Below are 15666 nucleotides of genomic sequence, written 5' to 3'. Positions count from 1 at the left end.
TTTGTCTAGCATCTAAAATAAAAATTGACGTTTCACGTTGTTTGTTTCGTTCAGTTTTCAAAGAACTACTTGGTCGCTCATTTGCGACTTCCTTATGTTAACATCTTCGTTAGTTAATGTCAACTAAGTTTTTCATTTCGTTTGTCGCTTTCGACGTTGTTGTCATCGGCGACTCGTATAATATTACACCTCTAATCTCTAATCGTCAATATATTTTTCTAAAAAAATATAAAAAGGCTTATTTCTTTTAAAATAAGCCTTTTTATCATATACCATTCTATTCGTTTATTATCTTTCTATAATTGGCAACGAGACGATAAACTGAATAACACCATCCTCATATTCAGCTCGAATACTACCCCCTTGTAATTCAACAATACTTTTCGCAATCGCCAATCCAAGGCCCGATCCTTCTGTTACTCTACTTCTAGATTGATCTTTCTTATAAAAACGTTCAAACAAACTCGCTAACTCTTCTCTCGTAAACGCTTCACTATGATTCGCAATTACAATTTGTATATCCCGGCGCTGCCTTTGAAGAGAAACTTTTATCTCCCCATCATCTTTACTATACTTAATCGCGTTCATTAATAAATTATCAAATACACGAACCATCTTTTCCGAATCAATCGCTGCATAGGCACGTTCCTCAGGAAACTTCTTAACGAACGTAAGCCCATGCTCTTCTGCTTGCGGTACTAACTCTTCTATTAATTGCTCGAGTAACTCATTTATACAAACCTCTTGTTTTTCTAATATAACTTGCTCATTTGTTAACTTCGTATACTCAAATAAATCTTCTATTAAATTCTTTAACTGCTCCGACTTCGCAAAAGCAATTCTCGTATACTCATCATGTTGTTCTTTATTTTCATATTTAGAATCTCGAAGTAATCGTAAGTAACCCATAATAGAAGTAAGTGGTGTACGTAAATCGTGAGATACATTCGTAATAAGTTCGTTCTTTTGCTTCTCTAATTTACGTTCCTTTTCTATATTATTCATAAGCTCTTCTGCCATATTATTAATATTCTCAGTTAAAGACGCAATCTCGTCTTCACCTTTCTTCTCAATACGGTACGCTAAATTACCTTTTTCTATTTCCTTTACACCTTCTGCCATCGCTTCAATTTGCTTCATCTTTCTCTTTGTTATATAGAAGAAAGAAAAAATGAATACGAGTACACCAATTAAAAATGGGAATGGTCCTTCTTGCGTATCATATATTACTTCACCTTCTGGAATCCCACTAACAAACATGTATAAATTCTTATCTTCTATTGTAATAGGCGCAAAGGCTATAAATTCTTTTCTCGTACTTTCAAATTCTTTTCTACCATTCATATAATTAATCGCAAACGATGATGCATTACGAATTGTATTATGCAAATCAATTTGTTCTTCTTGTGCCTGCTTCGTTTTATATAAAACTTTACCACTCTCGTCAGTAACCAATACTTTTAAAGCTCTAGAGTCTCGTTCTAAATTTTGATTCTCTATTTCAATCATACTTGATATAGCTTCTAATTTATTTTCATGAACTGAACTATTTGCCACACTTTGTGCTTGTTGGTTAATTTGTTCCATACCAGTCCGATAATCGATCGTCGCCTCTCGATTCGCATTCTCAAAAAATGGCGCTGCTGCCTTCGCTGACAAAATCCCTAATAACGCACAAGCAGTGAACGCAGTAATAAGTTGAATCCGCACACTCCGTTTCACACTCTTCACTAGCTTTCCGATTAACTCTCGAAATTTCCTAACATAAGTAAATGGATTAAATATCTTTTTCAATCTTATACCCCACTCCCCATACTGTTTTTATATATCTAGGCTTCCTTGGATTCTCTTCAATCTTTTCACGTACTTTCCGAATATGCACCATTACAGTATTATCAGACTGGAAAGATCGTTCATTCCAAACCTTTTCATAAATTTGCTCTGCACTAAAGACCATTCCCGGATTACGGGCTAGTAATTCTAGAATTGAAAATTCCCTCGGGGTCAACTTCACTTCTTCTCCCTCTACAATAACTTTATGGGTCGAGATGTTGATTTTCATCTCTCCAATTTCTAACTCGTCCTCATTTTGAATAGAAAAACCATTCATTTTCATATAACGGCGTAACTGAGATTTTATCCTTGCGATTAACTCTAACGGATTAAATGGTTTCGTTACGTAATCATCTGCACCCGTTGTTAACCCTAAAATCTTATCCATATCTTGCGTTTTCGCGGAAAGCATAATAATTGGCATTTCTTTTTCTTCCCTTACCTTCATACACATATGAATGCCGTCTACTTTCGGCATCATAATATCTAATACGACTAGATGTACTTCGTTTTCTTCTAGTAAACGTAATCCTTCTTCGCCGTCCCCTGCTTGCAATACTTTATATCCTTCATTCTTTAAATAGATTTTAATAAGATTCCTAATTTCTTTTTCATCATCTACGACAAGTATTGTTTCATTTGCCACAATATCTCCCCCATCACTTTTTTAATCCCTAACTTCTATTATAGGAAAACTTCTGAAGAAAAACGCTCGGAAATCCTTAAGATTTTCTGAAGACGCAAAAAAGGTCTAGACCCCCTTAAGTCTAGACCTTTCAAAAACCCCTTTTATTTACGAACGTAGATGAAATATAGTACGAATAAAACACCCATAACATACATAATCGGATGAACCTCTTTACGTCGACCACTTACTACCATTGTAATTGGATAGAAGATAAACCCGATCGCAATTCCTGTTGCGATACTATACGTAAGTGGCATTGAAATGATAGTAAAGAATGCTGGTACTGCAATCTCAAATTTCTTCCAATCAATTTCCCCTAAGGAAGAAACCATCAAGATTCCTACAATAATTAATGCTGGTGCCGTTACAGCTGGTGTTACAACACTTAGTAATGGCGAGAAGAATAGTGCCAGCAAGAAGAATCCTGCTGTTACAACTGCTGTAAATCCAGAACGTCCACCTGCCGCTACCCCTGCAGAAGATTCAATGTAAGACGTTGTTGTTGATGTACCTAAGATCGCACCAATTACAGTTGCAATCGCATCTGCAAATAACGCTTTTCCTGCACGTGGTAATTTATTGTTCTTCATTAATCCTGCTTGATTCGCAACCGCTACAAGCGTACCTGCTGTATCAAAGAAATCGATAAAGAAGAACGTTATAATAACAATCCCCATTTGAACAGTGAAAATATCTCCAAAGTGCGTTAACGCCGCACCGAACGTTGGTTCTAAACTCGGTATTGCTCCCACTACCGCTTTCGGAGTATCAATTAATCCGGTTGCTACTCCTAAGATTGCCGTAAGAATCATACCGTAAAATACTGCACCATTAACTTTCTTAATCATGAAGATAATGGTCGTAACAACTCCGAAAATTGCTAGTAACGTTGTGCCCTTTGTTAAGTCCCCCAACCCAACAAGAACAGCATCATTTTTCACGATAATTCCGGCATTTTGGAATCCAAGGAAAGCAATGAATAATCCAATACCTGCCGCTACTGCAAACTTTAACTCCGATGGAATTGCATTAATGATTTTTTCACGAATACCTGAAGCAGTAAGAATAATAAAGATAATACCTGACATTAACGTTCCAGCAATTGCCGTTTGCCATGGAATACCCATCGTTAACACTGCTGTATAAGCAAAGAACGCGTTAATTCCCATACCTGGCGCTAAAGCAATTGGATACTTCGCGAAAATACCCATAATTAACGAACCAATCGCTGCTGCTAATGCTGTAGCAACGAATACTGCACCTGGATCCATTCCTGTACCTGCCGGTAATCCTTTAACATTTCCAAGTGACAGCGTAGCAGGATTGACAAATAGTACGTAAGCCATAGATAAAAATGTCGTTAAACCTGCTATGAACTCTGTTTTGTAATTCGTGCCGAGTTCATCAAACTGAAAATAGCGTTTCATCTTACGTTTCCCCCGTTATATGATTACTCGCCGTAATCCCCTAGCCCTCTTTTATCTATTAAAAATAAAAAAGGCTTCCATTGCATATACATGGAAGCGTTCTATGAATAAAGATAAGATTCCCCTCACCTTTATAAAAACGCCTCGTAGTCAAGCCATTTACGGTAGCTAGGTAGAAACTTTCGGGCCATATCCCCGATATTATACGACGGCATAATATTCACTTTTCGTTTGAATTACATACTCATATTAACTCGACGAAGTAGTTTTGTCAATTTAAAAACGAACATTTTTACAAACATTTATAGTTTCGTTCGTATTAACCCTAAAATAAAAAGATCCATCTATACATAAGTAATAGATGGACCTTTTTATAAATACTATTCCCACTCAATCGTTGCTGGTGGCTTACTCGTTACGTCATACACGATACGGTTAACGTGTTTTACTTCGTTTACGATACGTACAGAGATTTTCTCTAATACGTCCCAAGGGATACGTGCCCAGTCAGCTGTCATGCCGTCGATAGATGTTACTGCGCGGATACCTACTGTGTAATCGTACGTACGCTCGTCACCCATAACACCTACGCTACGCATACCAGGAAGCGCAGTGAAGTATTGCCAGATTTCGCGATCTAAGCCAGCTTTAATAATTTCTTCACGTAAAATCGCATCAGATTCACGAACGATTTCTAATTTCTCTTCTGTGATTTCACCTAGTACACGAATACCAAGACCAGGACCTGGGAATGGTTGACGCCATACGATTTCATCAGGAATTCCTAGTTCAGATCCTAATACACGTACTTCATCTTTAAATAACGTGTTTAAAGGCTCAATTAATTTGAACTGCATGTCTTCTGGAAGTCCACCAACGTTATGGTGAGATTTAATTGTTTGCGCAGTTGCTGTACCACTTTCAACGATATCTGTGTACAGTGTACCTTGTGCTAGGAAGTCCATTCCTTGTAATTTAGACGCTTCATCATCAAATACGTAAATGAATTCGTTACCGATGATCTTACGTTTTTGCTCTGGATCTTCTACACCTTTTAACTTGTTCATGAAGCGTTCTTTTGCATCCACTTTAATAACGTTCATATGGAAGCCTTCGCTAAATGTTTTCATAACGCCTTCTGCTTCGCCTTTACGAAGTAAACCGTGGTCAACGAAAATACATGTTAATTGATCACCGATTGCTTTATGAATTAATACTGCTACAACAGAAGAGTCTACACCACCGCTAAGTGCGCATAGAACTTTTTTGTCCCCAACAGTTTCACGAATCTTTTCTAATTCTACTTCAATAAAGTTCTCCATGTTCCATCCTTCAGAACAACCACATACGCCGAATACGAAGTTTTTAATTAAATCGTTACCGTGCTCAGAGTGACGTACTTCTGGGTGGAATTGTACACCGTATAAGTTTTTCGCTTCATTGCTCATACCAGCAATTGGGCAAGACTCACTTGTTGCATCTACTACGAATCCTTCAGGTAAACCAGTTACTAAGTCACCATGGCTCATCCATACAACTTGCTCTTCTGGAAGGTTCGCATATAATTTTGATTCGTTCTCTACTTTAAGAACCGCTTTTCCGTACTCACGGTGGTTTGCACGTTCTACTTTACCACCGAATTTTTGTGTCATAAGCTGCATACCGTAACAAATACCGAAGATCGGTAATCCTAGGTCAAAGATTTTTTCATCACAATGTAATGCACCTTCACCATATACACTATTCGGTCCACCAGAGAAAATAATCCCTTTTGGATTTATTTCTTTAATTTCTTCTGCAGTAATTGTATGCGGATGAAGTTCACTGTATACACCGAACTCACGAATTCGACGTGCTATTAACTGATTGTATTGACTTCCAAAATCTAAAACGATAATTGTATCGTGTTGCTTCTTCAAAATAATCACCCCAACGTTAGTTCTCGTATATAAATATTTTCACCAATTAGGCGAAAAGCATTACCAATATAATAAAAAAAGCCAGTCCTCCGCCTCTAGTCTCATAACAAAGAAAAGGCAGGGGTCTGGCTTTATAAAGAAAGATAGTCTCCGCTCTTTATAAATATAAGACACACTGCCTTCATAGTCAGGTTGTTTACGGTAACCCGGTAGAGACTCTCAAACCATATCTTTGAGGATATATGAAGGATCGTTTTATATTATCTTCCTAGATTCTAACAATGAAGTATCAATATGGTCAAGAGAGAAAGCGACAAAATTCTACAGAAATTCATTTCCTTTTCTAAAAAACATAAAAAAACATCCATTTCTATATAGAAATGGATGTTTTTTAGGGCAAACGGAATTACATCATTCCGCCCATACCGCCCATGCCCATGCCGCCCATGTCAGGCATTGCTGGTGCATTTGGTTCTGGTTTGTCAGCTACTACAGCTTCAGTTGTTAAGAACATAGCTGCAACAGATGCTGCATTTTGAAGTGCAGAGCGAGTTACTTTAGCTGGATCTACGATACCAGTTTCAAGCATGTTAACCCACTCGCCAGTAGCTGCGTTGAAACCAACGCCTACTTTTTCGCCTTTTAGACGCTCTACAACTACAGATCCTTCTAGACCAGCGTTGATTGCGATTTGGCGAACTGGCTCTTCTAGTGCACGAAGTACGATGTTGATACCTGTTGCTTCGTCACCTTCAGCTACGATAGAAGCTACTTTCGTGTATACGTTCATAAGTGAAGTACCACCACCTGCAACGATACCTTCTTCTACTGCTGCACGAGTTGAGTTAAGTGCATCTTCAATGCGAAGTTTACGCTCTTTTAACTCAGTTTCAGTTGCTGCACCTACTTTAATTACTGCTACGCCACCTGCAAGTTTCGCAAGACGCTCTTGTAATTTTTCACGATCGAATTCAGAAGTTGTTTCTTCTAATTGCGCACGGATTTGACCGATGCGAGCTTCGATTTGTTCTGTGCTTCCTACACCTTCAACTACAGTTGTGTTTTCTTTCGTTACAACAACTTTACCAGCGCGTCCTAAAGATTCAACTGTAGCAGATTTTAAGTCACGGCCTAATTCTTCAGTGATTACTTCGCCACCAGTTAAGATTGCGATATCTTCTAGCATTGCTTTACGACGGTCACCAAATCCAGGAGCTTTAACAGCTACTACATTGAATGTACCACGAAGTTTATTCACTACTAATGTAGCTAATGCTTCGCCTTCTACATCTTCAGCAATGATAAGAAGTGGTTTACCTTGTTGTACAACTTGCTCTAATACTGGTAAGATTTCTTGAATGTTAGAAATCTTTTTGTCAGTGATTAAGATGTATGGGTTATCAAGAACTGCTTCCATTTTGTCAGAATCAGTAATCATGTAAGGAGATGCATATCCACGATCAAATTGCATACCTTCTACTACGTCTAATTCTGTTGTGAAACCTTTAGATTCTTCTAAAGTAATAACGCCGTCGTTACCAACGCGCTCCATTGCTTCAGCGATTAATTGACCTACTTCTTCGTCAGCAGCAGAAATAGCAGCTACTTGTGCGATAGAAGATTTACCTTCGATTGGTTTAGAAATCGTTTTTAATTCTTCTACTGCAGCAACTACAGCTTTTTCGATACCTTTACGAAGACCCATTGGGTTCGCACCAGCTGTTACGTTTTTAAGACCTTCACGAATCATAGCTTGCGCTAATACAGTTGCAGTTGTTGTTCCGTCACCAGCTACATCATTTGTTTTGCTAGCAACTTCTGCTACTAATTTCGCACCCATGTTTTCGAATGCATCTTCTAATTCAATTTCTTTTGCGATTGTTACACCGTCATTTGTAATAAGTGGTGAACCGAATTTTTTCTCAAGAACAACATTACGACCTTTTGGTCCAAGCGTTACTTTTACTGCGTTTGCAAGAGTGTCGACACCGCGAAGCATCGAACGACGTGCTTCTTCACTAAATTTAATATCTTTTGCCATAATAATTGACCCCCTTGGATTTTTTAAGATTTATATAATTAACCGATAACTGCTAAAATGTCACTTTCACGTAAAATCAAGTAGTCTGTACCTTCATATTTCACTTCAGTACCTGCATATTTTGAGAAGATGATAAGATCACCTGCTGCTACCTCTAAAGCAACACGCTCACCATTTTCAAGCACTCGACCAGTACCTACTGCAATAACTTTACCCTCTTGTGGTTTTTCTTTTGCTGTGTCTGGTAATACAATACCACTTGCTGTTTTTTCTTCCGCTTGAACAAGCTCAATTACAACGCGATCACCTAATGGCTTTAGCATGAACAATAACCTCCTCATTTTGTTATGTAATTTTTTTATTAGCACTCAAGTCACTCGAGTGCTAACACACTTATAATAATAAATAATCTCAATTTCTTTTGCAAGTAAAAAAATCATAATTTTTTCGCAAATTACGCTATAAACTTTTCTATATAGAGTTCCTCTTCTTCTACCTTTACCATATGAATCGTTGTTTCCGCTACTCGTATGTTACAATATGAAGGGACACCCTAAGTTGTTTTCGCTACACATACAACTTTCTCCTGTCTTCTATTATAATTTCAAATAAGGATTTACGAAAAAAACATAATTCAAGAGGTTTATATCGTAGGTAGCATATTTACATGTTATCCTACCTTATCTCATACACTAGAGTTAGAAAGGATGGTTAAACCATTTGAAAAAACAATATTGGTGGGTTATCGTTACATACATCTTAATGCAGTTATCATCAATTGCTGGATTACCACTTCTCCTGAAAACTGGACTTTATGATAACAGGGGATTTACTAGGGAAGAGAAATTTCAACTTATAACTGGTCACTGGGCAATCATTAGCTTCTTTATTGCATTATGTATCGTACTTTGGTTACTTAGAACAGATATTCGTGATAGACATTTAGATAAAACGCGTTCTACTGTTCCAGCTACAATTGGTTGGATTTTTATCGGTTTCTTCTTAGCATTTTTCTCGCAAAGTATTGCTGGTATGATTGAAATGTATGTATTAGGTATTAAACCTGGATCTGAAAATACAGCAAGGCTTATGGATATCGCAAGAACTACTCCTTGGTTCCTTATCGTCATCTCTATAATAGGACCTATTTTGGAAGAAATCGTATTTAGAAAGATTTTATTTGGTACACTTTATAAGAAGTTTAACTTCTTTATTGCCGCTATCATTAGTTCCCTTGTATTTGCGGCGATTCATTTTGATTTTACTCACTTATTGGTATACACTGCTATGGGTCTCGTATTCGCCTTCTTATATGTAAAAACGAAGCGTATTATCGTTCCCATTGCAGCTCATGTTGCAATGAATACATTAGTTGCAATTGCCCAAGTTTTAGTGAGTAACGAACAAATTCAGGAAATGATTAAAGAAGCTGAAAAAATGCAAGGCTTTATCGGAGGATTTTTAGTATGAGAAACTCACCATTGTTCATGGCTGCATTGTACTTCCTTCTAGGATGTATCTTTACACGCTTCGCCATTACGAACGTAACAGATACAATTTGGAATATGTGGACAATACTATTTGCAGTTATGGCAACGATTGATTTTAATTTGGCACTTCGCCTTATCTTAGTTAAATTCACAAAGAAAAAACAATAATAAAACGCAGAGGTCGCTTCCTCTGCGTTTTATTGTGGATAATTCTTCAAAAAGTAAACTAATGTTTGTAACTCTACTGCTAAATCAATATGATGAATTCTTATATTTTCTGACACATTTAAGCGCGCTGGTGTGAAATTCAAAATACCATGCACGTTTGTTTCTGCCAATCTATCGGCTACAGATTGCGCTACTGTAGCGGGTACTGTTAATATTGCCACTTGTATATCAGTTGATAAACGTTCTTCTAATTCATCTAAGTGATATACAGGAATGCCTCCGATTTCTGTTCCAACTTTCTCTTCACTAACATCAAATGCCATTTCAATCTTTGTATTATTGTTTTTCGTGAAATTATAATGTAAGAAAGCGGTCCCTAAATTACCTACTCCAATAAGCGCTACACGTGTTATATCATCTTGATCGAGTGTTTCACGGAAAAATGATAATAAATAATTTACGTTATATCCATATCCTTTTTTCCCTAATGCTCCAAAGTATGAGAAATCTCTTCGAATTGTTGCGGAATCAACCTTTACCGCTTCACTTAATTCGGCTGATGAAACACGTTGCTTACCAGACAAAGATAAGTTTTGGATAAATCGATAGTATAGAGGCAATCTCTTAGCAGTGGCTTGTGGAATTTTCTGTTGCTCCATATAACCTCTCCTCTCTTCCTATCTTTATTCATATGCTTTAATCAAATACAGAAGTTTAGCACTTATTAAATTCCTTGTATAATAGAAAGAAGAAGTATTCTCTCTGTATTTTAAACTATACACTATTTTTAGTATGATTGAGAAATATAAACATGGCAAAGTTAAGAAATTATTTGAGGTGAAAACATTGATTTTATTACAAGTAAACGCGCTTTCGAAATTATACGGTGCAGAAACGATTCTTGCAAACATAAAATTGGAAGTTCAAACGAAAGATCGTATCGCATTAGTCGGGCGAAATGGAGCCGGAAAATCTACATTATTAAAAATAATAGCGGGTGAGCTATCTCATGATGGTGGAGAAATTATAAAACCGAAAGATGTCTCAATTGGATATCTAGCTCAAAATACCGGTTTAGAAACGTCTTTAACAATTTGGGATGAAATGTTAACCGTCTTTACACACTTGCAGCAAATGGAGACAAAACTTCGAAGGCTAGAGCAAGAGATGGGAAAAGAAGAAAACTTTTCAAACGAGGCTACATATGAAAGATTATTAGCTGATTATGACCAATTACAATTAGATTATAAAGATCAAGGTGGCTATCAGTACGAAGCAGATATCCGTTCGATTTTAAGTGGTCTTGGCTTCCCAGTTGAAACGCACCAAACGACGATTTCCACATTAAGCGGTGGACAAAAAACACGATTAGCTCTCGGTAAATTATTATTAACGAAACCAGACCTCCTTATTTTGGACGAGCCTACAAACCATTTAGACATCGAAACATTAACATGGCTTGAACAATATTTACAAGGTTATCCTGGCGCAATATTAATCGTTTCCCATGACCGTTATTTCTTAGATAAACTTGTTACACAAGTATATGAAATTTCGAATAAAGAAAGTAGACGATTTGTTGGTAACTACAGTAAATATTTAGACTTAAAATCAGCACTATACGAGCAAGAAATGAAACGTTATGAAAAACAACAAGATGAAATCGCTAAGCTAGAGGACTTCGTTCAAAAAAATATAGCTCGTGCATCTACGACAAAACGTGCACAAAGCCGTCGTAAACAATTAGACCGTATGGAACTATTAACAAGACCATTAGGTGACTCTAAGTCAGCTTCCTTCCACTTCGATATCGAAAAACAAAGCGGAAATGATGTGTTACAAGTAAAGGATGCAACTATCGGCTATGATAAGGATCCAATTATTGAACATGTAACAATGCGCTTAACTCGCGGAGATAGCGTTGCTTTAGTTGGTCCAAATGGAATTGGGAAATCCACATTATTAAAATCAATTGTGAATAAGTTACCACTACTACATGGTGATGTTTCTTTCGGATCCAATGTATCTGTTGGTTACTATGATCAAGAACAAGCCAATTTAACATCTTCTAAGCGCGTTTTAAATGAGTTATGGGATGAATATCCACTGCAACCCGAAAAAGAAATCCGCACGATACTAGGTAACTTCTTATTCACAGGAGATGATGTACTAAAACCAGTATCATCTCTTAGTGGTGGACAAAAAGCTCGATTAGCCCTCGCAAAACTTATGATGCAAAAGTCGAATTTATTAATTCTCGATGAGCCTACAAACCATCTTGATTTAAATAGTAAAGAGATTTTGGAGAATGCTTTAATTGATTATCCTGGTACCCTTCTCTTTGTATCTCATGACCGCTACTTTATTAATCGTGTAACGACGACCGTTGTTGAGTTATCAACAGAAGGTGCACAGGAATATTTAGGGGACTACGATTACTACGTTGAAAAGAAAAATGAGATGATTGAACGTGCTGAATTTGAACAACAAGAACAGCAAGAAAATCAGACACCTGTTCAAAAAACTGTAGCTCCAGAAAAATTAAATTATCTCGAAGAAAAAGAGCGCAAAAAGTTGGAGCGTCAACGTACTCGAAAAATTGAGGAACTAGAACAAAATATTGTACAATTTGAAGAAGAAATTGCTACGTTAGAAGATCAACTTTGCTTACCAGAAATATATGCAGATTATGAAAAGGCTAGTGAAATTACAACGAAAAAGCAAACACTACAAGAACAACTTGATGCTTGTATGGCAGAATGGGAAGAATTGCATTTATAAGAGTATAAATAAGAAGGATGTCTCATCAGTCGGGATTTTTGACGATGAGACATCCTTCTTATCTTCTAGCCATGGTCAACCTCTATTGCATAAACAATTCGACACGAGGTATCGATTTGCCGACAAAGTTTGACAATATTAGCCCCCCTTATAATAAGGGCATATTTCAAAATGTTTTTTAGAGATACCTTCTTCGTTTTTATTTCCCGAAAAAGGATAGATTCAAAGGTCAGACTTCATCTGTTTTATCCACAAGTTTATACACATATCCACCTTTATAAAATAAACATCTAAATAACTTTTCCACATTATCCACAATCAACAAAAAAGTTATCAACATTTTATATACACAATAAAACCCACATTATCAACAGATAATATGGGTTTTATCCACAAGCTGTGGTTAATTTTGTGTATAACTATGCTTCAATATCTAATCCTGGATTTGCATTTAAAGCTAATGTAGCACGTTTTCCTTGTTCATACGCAATTGTACCTGCCGCCGCAATCATAGCTGCATTATCTGTACATAAAGATAGAGGAGGAATAATTAGTTCTACATTTTCTTTTTGTGCAAACTCTGCTTCTAAACGTGCACGAAGTCCTTTATTCGCAGCAACTCCACCAGCAAGAAGCACTTGCTTTACGTTATAAGCATCCGCTGCACGAGATGCTTTCGTTACTAATACGTCAATTACACTCTCTTGGAAACTTGCTGCTAAATCTTCCGGTGCAATTTCTATCCCGCGTTGTTTTGCGTTATGCACAGTGTTGATAACTGCTGATTTCAATCCACTAAAACTGAAATCATACGAATCAGGTTCTAGCCATGCACGAGGTAAATCAATTGTTGGTTCCCCTTCATGTGCAAGACGATCAATATGAGGGCCACCTGGATATGGCATAGATAACGTACGAGCTACTTTATCATATGCCTCCCCTGCTGCATCATCTCGCGTTTCACCAATTACTTCAAATGAACCATGTTCTTTCATATAAACAAGCTCTGTATGTCCACCAGATACAACAAGTGATAGTAATGGGAATTGAACTTCTTTTACTAAGCGGTTCGCATAAATGTGGCCAGCGATATGATGAACACCAACTAGGGGGATATCATGTGCAAATGCCACTGCTTTCGCTGCGTTCACCCCTATTAGAAGCGCTCCTACTAAACCAGGTCCTTCTGTGACAGCAATTGCATCAATATCATCAAATGTGATATTCGCTTCTTTTAACGCTTCTTCTAATACAACTGTAATTTCTTCTACATGATGACGGGACGCAATCTCTGGTACAACTCCGCCAAAACGTTTATGACTTTCAATTTGTGATGCAACAACATTCGCAATAATTTCCGTTCCATTTTTAACAACCGCTACTGCTGTTTCATCACAACTTGTTTCAATACCAAGTATAATCGTATTTTTTTCCATTATATATTCACCCACATTACGAGACCATCTTCCTGATTGTCTACATAGTATCGTTTACGAATTCCACCATTTTGAAATCCGTATTTTCTGTATAACTGTTTTGCTACTTCATTTGATACACGTACTTCAAGTGTCATCGTTTTTACACCTAGAGTTTTCGCCTCGGAAATAACTTCTTTTAATAAAGCATCTCCTAGCTTTTGACCTCTGTATTCTGGCAAAATAGCTATATTTGTTATATGTGATTCATCAATAATTATCCACAATCCACAATACCCAATTACACGACCATCTTTTTCTAGCACAACATAATGTGCATGTTCATTCATCGTTAACTCACGGTGAAAGGCATCTGCAGTCCAAGGAGTTGAAAAAGATGCTTCTTCAATGGCTACAATTTGAGCAATATCATCAAGTTCCATCTTTCTAAATATCATATCCATCCTCTGCAAGCTCCTACTTGTTTTGACTTTCTAACCACTTTGTTTCAGCTTCAGCTAAACGAAGGTAACTAGGAACAAATGAATGTACATCCTGTTCTTCTTTTTGTAATCCTAAGAACGCTAGCTCACTTGGTCTTGGGTTATTTTTAGTGAAAGGAGCAAAGAGAGCTTGATTGCCTAAATGTTCGATAATTGTTTCTTTGTGTAGTTTCACATCGTTACCAATAAATAAAACAGGCTTTCCTTTATCTTTTAACATTTGCAACCAGTCTACAATAAGGATGATTCGGTCTTCCTCTATAGAAGTTAAATCCTCTCCTTCATATGTATATAAGCCAGTATAAATTTGTCCACGTCTTCCATCGAATAAAGGACAGATTAATCCATCAAAATTAGCTCCGTTTGCAGCCACTACTTCTAAACTTGATACACCCACAATTGGTATTTGAAGTGACCAAGCTAATGTTTTGGCAGCTGTCACACCTATACGAACACCTGTATATGATCCTGGTCCAGCAGCTACAACTATTTTAGTTAATTCTTTTGGTTTTACACCACATTCTTTTAACAGTTGTTCTACAGCTGGCATAAGACGCACAGAATGATTTTTTGTTAAATTTGTAATGATTTCCCCAATTACGTTTCCTTCTTCAATAAGGGATACACCCATTACATAATTTGAAGTATCAATTGCTAGTACTTTCATCTTGTAATAGCTCCTCACATAATCTAATATAGCGATCTCCAATTGGCTCGAGTACAATGTTTCTTGTATCATCTCCAGCATGGAATAAACTAATTTGTAGCTTCTCATTTGGTAAATATGCTTCTATTAAATGAGCCCATTCTACTACCGTAATTCCTTCACCGTAGAAATACTCATCAAAACCTAAGTCTTCTTCACTTTCTGCTAAGCGATACACGTCCATATGATATAGCGGTAATCTCCCTTTATATTCTTTAATAATATTAAAGGTAGGGCTATTTACAACTCTTTTCACTCCAAGACCTTTTGCTAGTCCCTTAGTAAAAGTCGTCTTACCAGCCCCTAGATCTCCTTCTAAAATAATTACATCTTGTGCCTGAGCAAGTTCACCAAGTTTTTCTGATAATCTTTGTGTTTCCTCAGATGATTTTGTTGTTATTTCATATTTACTCACAGACTTCACCTACTTTACTCACAATGTTCTCTGCTATTTATTATACAGGTTTTGAATATATAAAAAAGTCCTTAGGAGTTTTCCTAAGGATAGTTTGACTGTCTTTATTAGTTTTTTGTTAAAACAAATAAAAAAATACGAAACAACATGTTTCGTTCTTTTCTTTATATAAAATGGCGGTCCCGACCGGGGTCGAACCGGCGATCTCCTGCGTGACAGGCAGGCATGTTAACCACTACACCACGGGACCATTTGGTTGCGGGGACAGGATTTGAACCTG

General features: G+C 36.9%; 14 protein-coding genes, 1 tRNA gene and 2 riboswitches. Of the genes, 3 read left to right on the top strand and 12 right to left on the bottom strand.

From position 1 onward, the window contains the following. Positions 1-288: 288 nt before the first annotated feature. The 6 genes from MR083_RS23700 to groES all read right to left on the bottom strand — a co-directional run bounded on the left by MR083_RS23700 (position 289) and on the right by groES (position 8231). Positions 289-1794 carry a sensor histidine kinase gene (locus MR083_RS23700; RefSeq protein WP_000719232.1) on the bottom strand — a complete coding sequence of 502 codons (1506 nt, stop codon included), beginning with the start codon at positions 1792-1794 and terminating at the stop codon, positions 289-291. Then, positions 1778-2479, bottom strand: a complete 702-nt coding sequence (locus MR083_RS23695) for a response regulator transcription factor (protein WP_001262948.1) — start codon at positions 2477-2479, stop codon at positions 1778-1780. The genes MR083_RS23700 and MR083_RS23695 overlap by 17 nt, the downstream gene beginning before the upstream one ends. Before the next feature lie 143 nt (positions 2480-2622). Continuing rightward, positions 2623-3948, bottom strand: a complete 1326-nt coding sequence (locus MR083_RS23690; protein ID WP_000833094.1) for an NCS2 family permease — start codon at positions 3946-3948, stop codon at positions 2623-2625. A gap of 127 nt (positions 3949-4075) precedes the next feature. Further along, positions 4076-4177: riboswitch (purine riboswitch) on the bottom strand. 151 nt (positions 4178-4328) lie between these two features. Then, positions 4329-5867 carry a glutamine-hydrolyzing GMP synthase gene (guaA, locus tag MR083_RS23685; RefSeq protein WP_000743927.1) on the bottom strand — a complete coding sequence of 513 codons (1539 nt, stop codon included), beginning with the start codon at positions 5865-5867 and terminating at the stop codon, positions 4329-4331. 164 nt (positions 5868-6031) lie between these two features. After that, positions 6032-6133: riboswitch (purine riboswitch) on the bottom strand. 140 nt (positions 6134-6273) lie between these two features. Then, the gene (gene groL / locus MR083_RS23680; protein ID WP_001029999.1) at positions 6274-7908 is read right to left on the bottom strand and encodes a chaperonin GroEL; all 1635 of its coding nucleotides are present in this window, start codon (positions 7906-7908) and stop codon (positions 6274-6276) included. A gap of 38 nt (positions 7909-7946) precedes the next feature. Next, complete coding sequence (groES, locus tag MR083_RS23675) at positions 7947-8231, bottom strand: co-chaperone GroES (protein ID WP_000917306.1); 285 nt, start codon at positions 8229-8231, stop codon at positions 7947-7949. Between the two features lie 397 nt (positions 8232-8628). Here groES and MR083_RS23670 point away from each other — a divergent pair, with 397 nt between their 5' ends. After that, complete coding sequence (locus MR083_RS23670) at positions 8629-9378, top strand: CPBP family intramembrane glutamic endopeptidase (protein WP_000745338.1); 750 nt, start codon at positions 8629-8631, stop codon at positions 9376-9378. Continuing rightward, the gene (locus MR083_RS23665) at positions 9375-9566 is read left to right on the top strand and encodes a YdiK family protein (RefSeq protein WP_001246201.1); all 192 of its coding nucleotides are present in this window, start codon (positions 9375-9377) and stop codon (positions 9564-9566) included. The genes MR083_RS23670 and MR083_RS23665 overlap by 4 nt, the downstream gene beginning before the upstream one ends. A 29-nt stretch (positions 9567-9595) precedes the next feature. On the opposite strand, the gene MR083_RS23660 is transcribed toward MR083_RS23665, so the two are convergent. Beyond that, a complete protein-coding gene (locus MR083_RS23660; protein WP_000437705.1) occupies positions 9596-10225 on the bottom strand; it encodes a redox-sensing transcriptional repressor Rex in 630 nt (209 codons plus the stop codon). 187 nt (positions 10226-10412) lie between these two features. On the opposite strand from MR083_RS23660, the gene MR083_RS23655 reads away from it, so the two are divergent. After that, positions 10413-12347, top strand: coding sequence for an ABC-F family ATP-binding cassette domain-containing protein (locus MR083_RS23655; protein ID WP_208755696.1), 1935 nt, complete (start codon positions 10413-10415; stop codon positions 12345-12347). Positions 12348-12766: 419 nt separating this feature from the next. On the opposite strand, the gene tsaD is transcribed toward MR083_RS23655, so the two are convergent. The 5 genes from tsaD to MR083_RS23630 all read right to left on the bottom strand — a co-directional run bounded on the left by tsaD (position 12767) and on the right by MR083_RS23630 (position 15636). Continuing rightward, complete coding sequence (tsaD, locus tag MR083_RS23650) at positions 12767-13783, bottom strand: tRNA (adenosine(37)-N6)-threonylcarbamoyltransferase complex transferase subunit TsaD (protein WP_000414588.1); 1017 nt, start codon at positions 13781-13783, stop codon at positions 12767-12769. Beyond that, positions 13783-14226 carry a ribosomal protein S18-alanine N-acetyltransferase gene (gene rimI, locus MR083_RS23645; RefSeq protein WP_000367198.1) on the bottom strand — a complete coding sequence of 148 codons (444 nt, stop codon included), beginning with the start codon at positions 14224-14226 and terminating at the stop codon, positions 13783-13785. The genes tsaD and rimI overlap by 1 nt, the downstream gene beginning before the upstream one ends. A gap of 13 nt (positions 14227-14239) precedes the next feature. Beyond that, positions 14240-14932, bottom strand: coding sequence for a tRNA (adenosine(37)-N6)-threonylcarbamoyltransferase complex dimerization subunit type 1 TsaB (gene tsaB / locus MR083_RS23640; RefSeq protein WP_000865757.1), 693 nt, complete (start codon positions 14930-14932; stop codon positions 14240-14242). Beyond that, entirely contained in the window at positions 14913-15386 is a 474-nt protein-coding gene (gene tsaE, locus MR083_RS23635; RefSeq protein ID WP_000049631.1) for a tRNA (adenosine(37)-N6)-threonylcarbamoyltransferase complex ATPase subunit type 1 TsaE, read from the bottom strand. Before tsaE ends, tsaB begins: the two co-directional genes overlap by 20 nt. A gap of 174 nt (positions 15387-15560) precedes the next feature. Then, positions 15561-15636 (bottom strand) — tRNA-Asp (locus tag MR083_RS23630). Between the last annotated feature and the right edge of the window lie 30 nt (positions 15637-15666).

Origin of the sequence: Bacillus cereus group sp. BfR-BA-01408 (assembly GCF_022663305.1) — a bacterium.
GTDB lineage: Bacteria > Bacillota > Bacilli > Bacillales > Bacillaceae_G > Bacillus_A > Bacillus_A pacificus.
The sequence above is the reverse complement of the archived record's forward strand: the minus strand, read 5'-3'. Positions and strand labels throughout refer to the sequence as shown.

Coding starts and splice junctions, on each gene's coding strand:
- MR083_RS23690 (WP_000833094.1), bottom strand. CDS start 3,948: ATGAAACGCTATTTTCAGTTTGATGAACTCGGCACGAATTACAAAACA.
- groL (WP_001029999.1), bottom strand. CDS start 7,908: ATGGCAAAAGATATTAAATTTAGTGAAGAAGCACGTCGTTCGATGCTT.
- groES (WP_000917306.1), bottom strand. CDS start 8,231: ATGCTAAAGCCATTAGGTGATCGCGTTGTAATTGAGCTTGTTCAAGCG.
- MR083_RS23665 (WP_001246201.1), top strand. CDS start 9,375: ATGAGAAACTCACCATTGTTCATGGCTGCATTGTACTTCCTTCTAGGA.
- MR083_RS23660 (WP_000437705.1), bottom strand. CDS start 10,225: ATGGAGCAACAGAAAATTCCACAAGCCACTGCTAAGAGATTGCCTCTA.
- tsaD (WP_000414588.1), bottom strand. CDS start 13,783: ATGGAAAAAAATACGATTATACTTGGTATTGAAACAAGTTGTGATGAA.
- rimI (WP_000367198.1), bottom strand. CDS start 14,226: ATGGATATGATATTTAGAAAGATGGAACTTGATGATATTGCTCAAATT.
- tsaB (WP_000865757.1), bottom strand. CDS start 14,932: ATGAAAGTACTAGCAATTGATACTTCAAATTATGTAATGGGTGTATCC.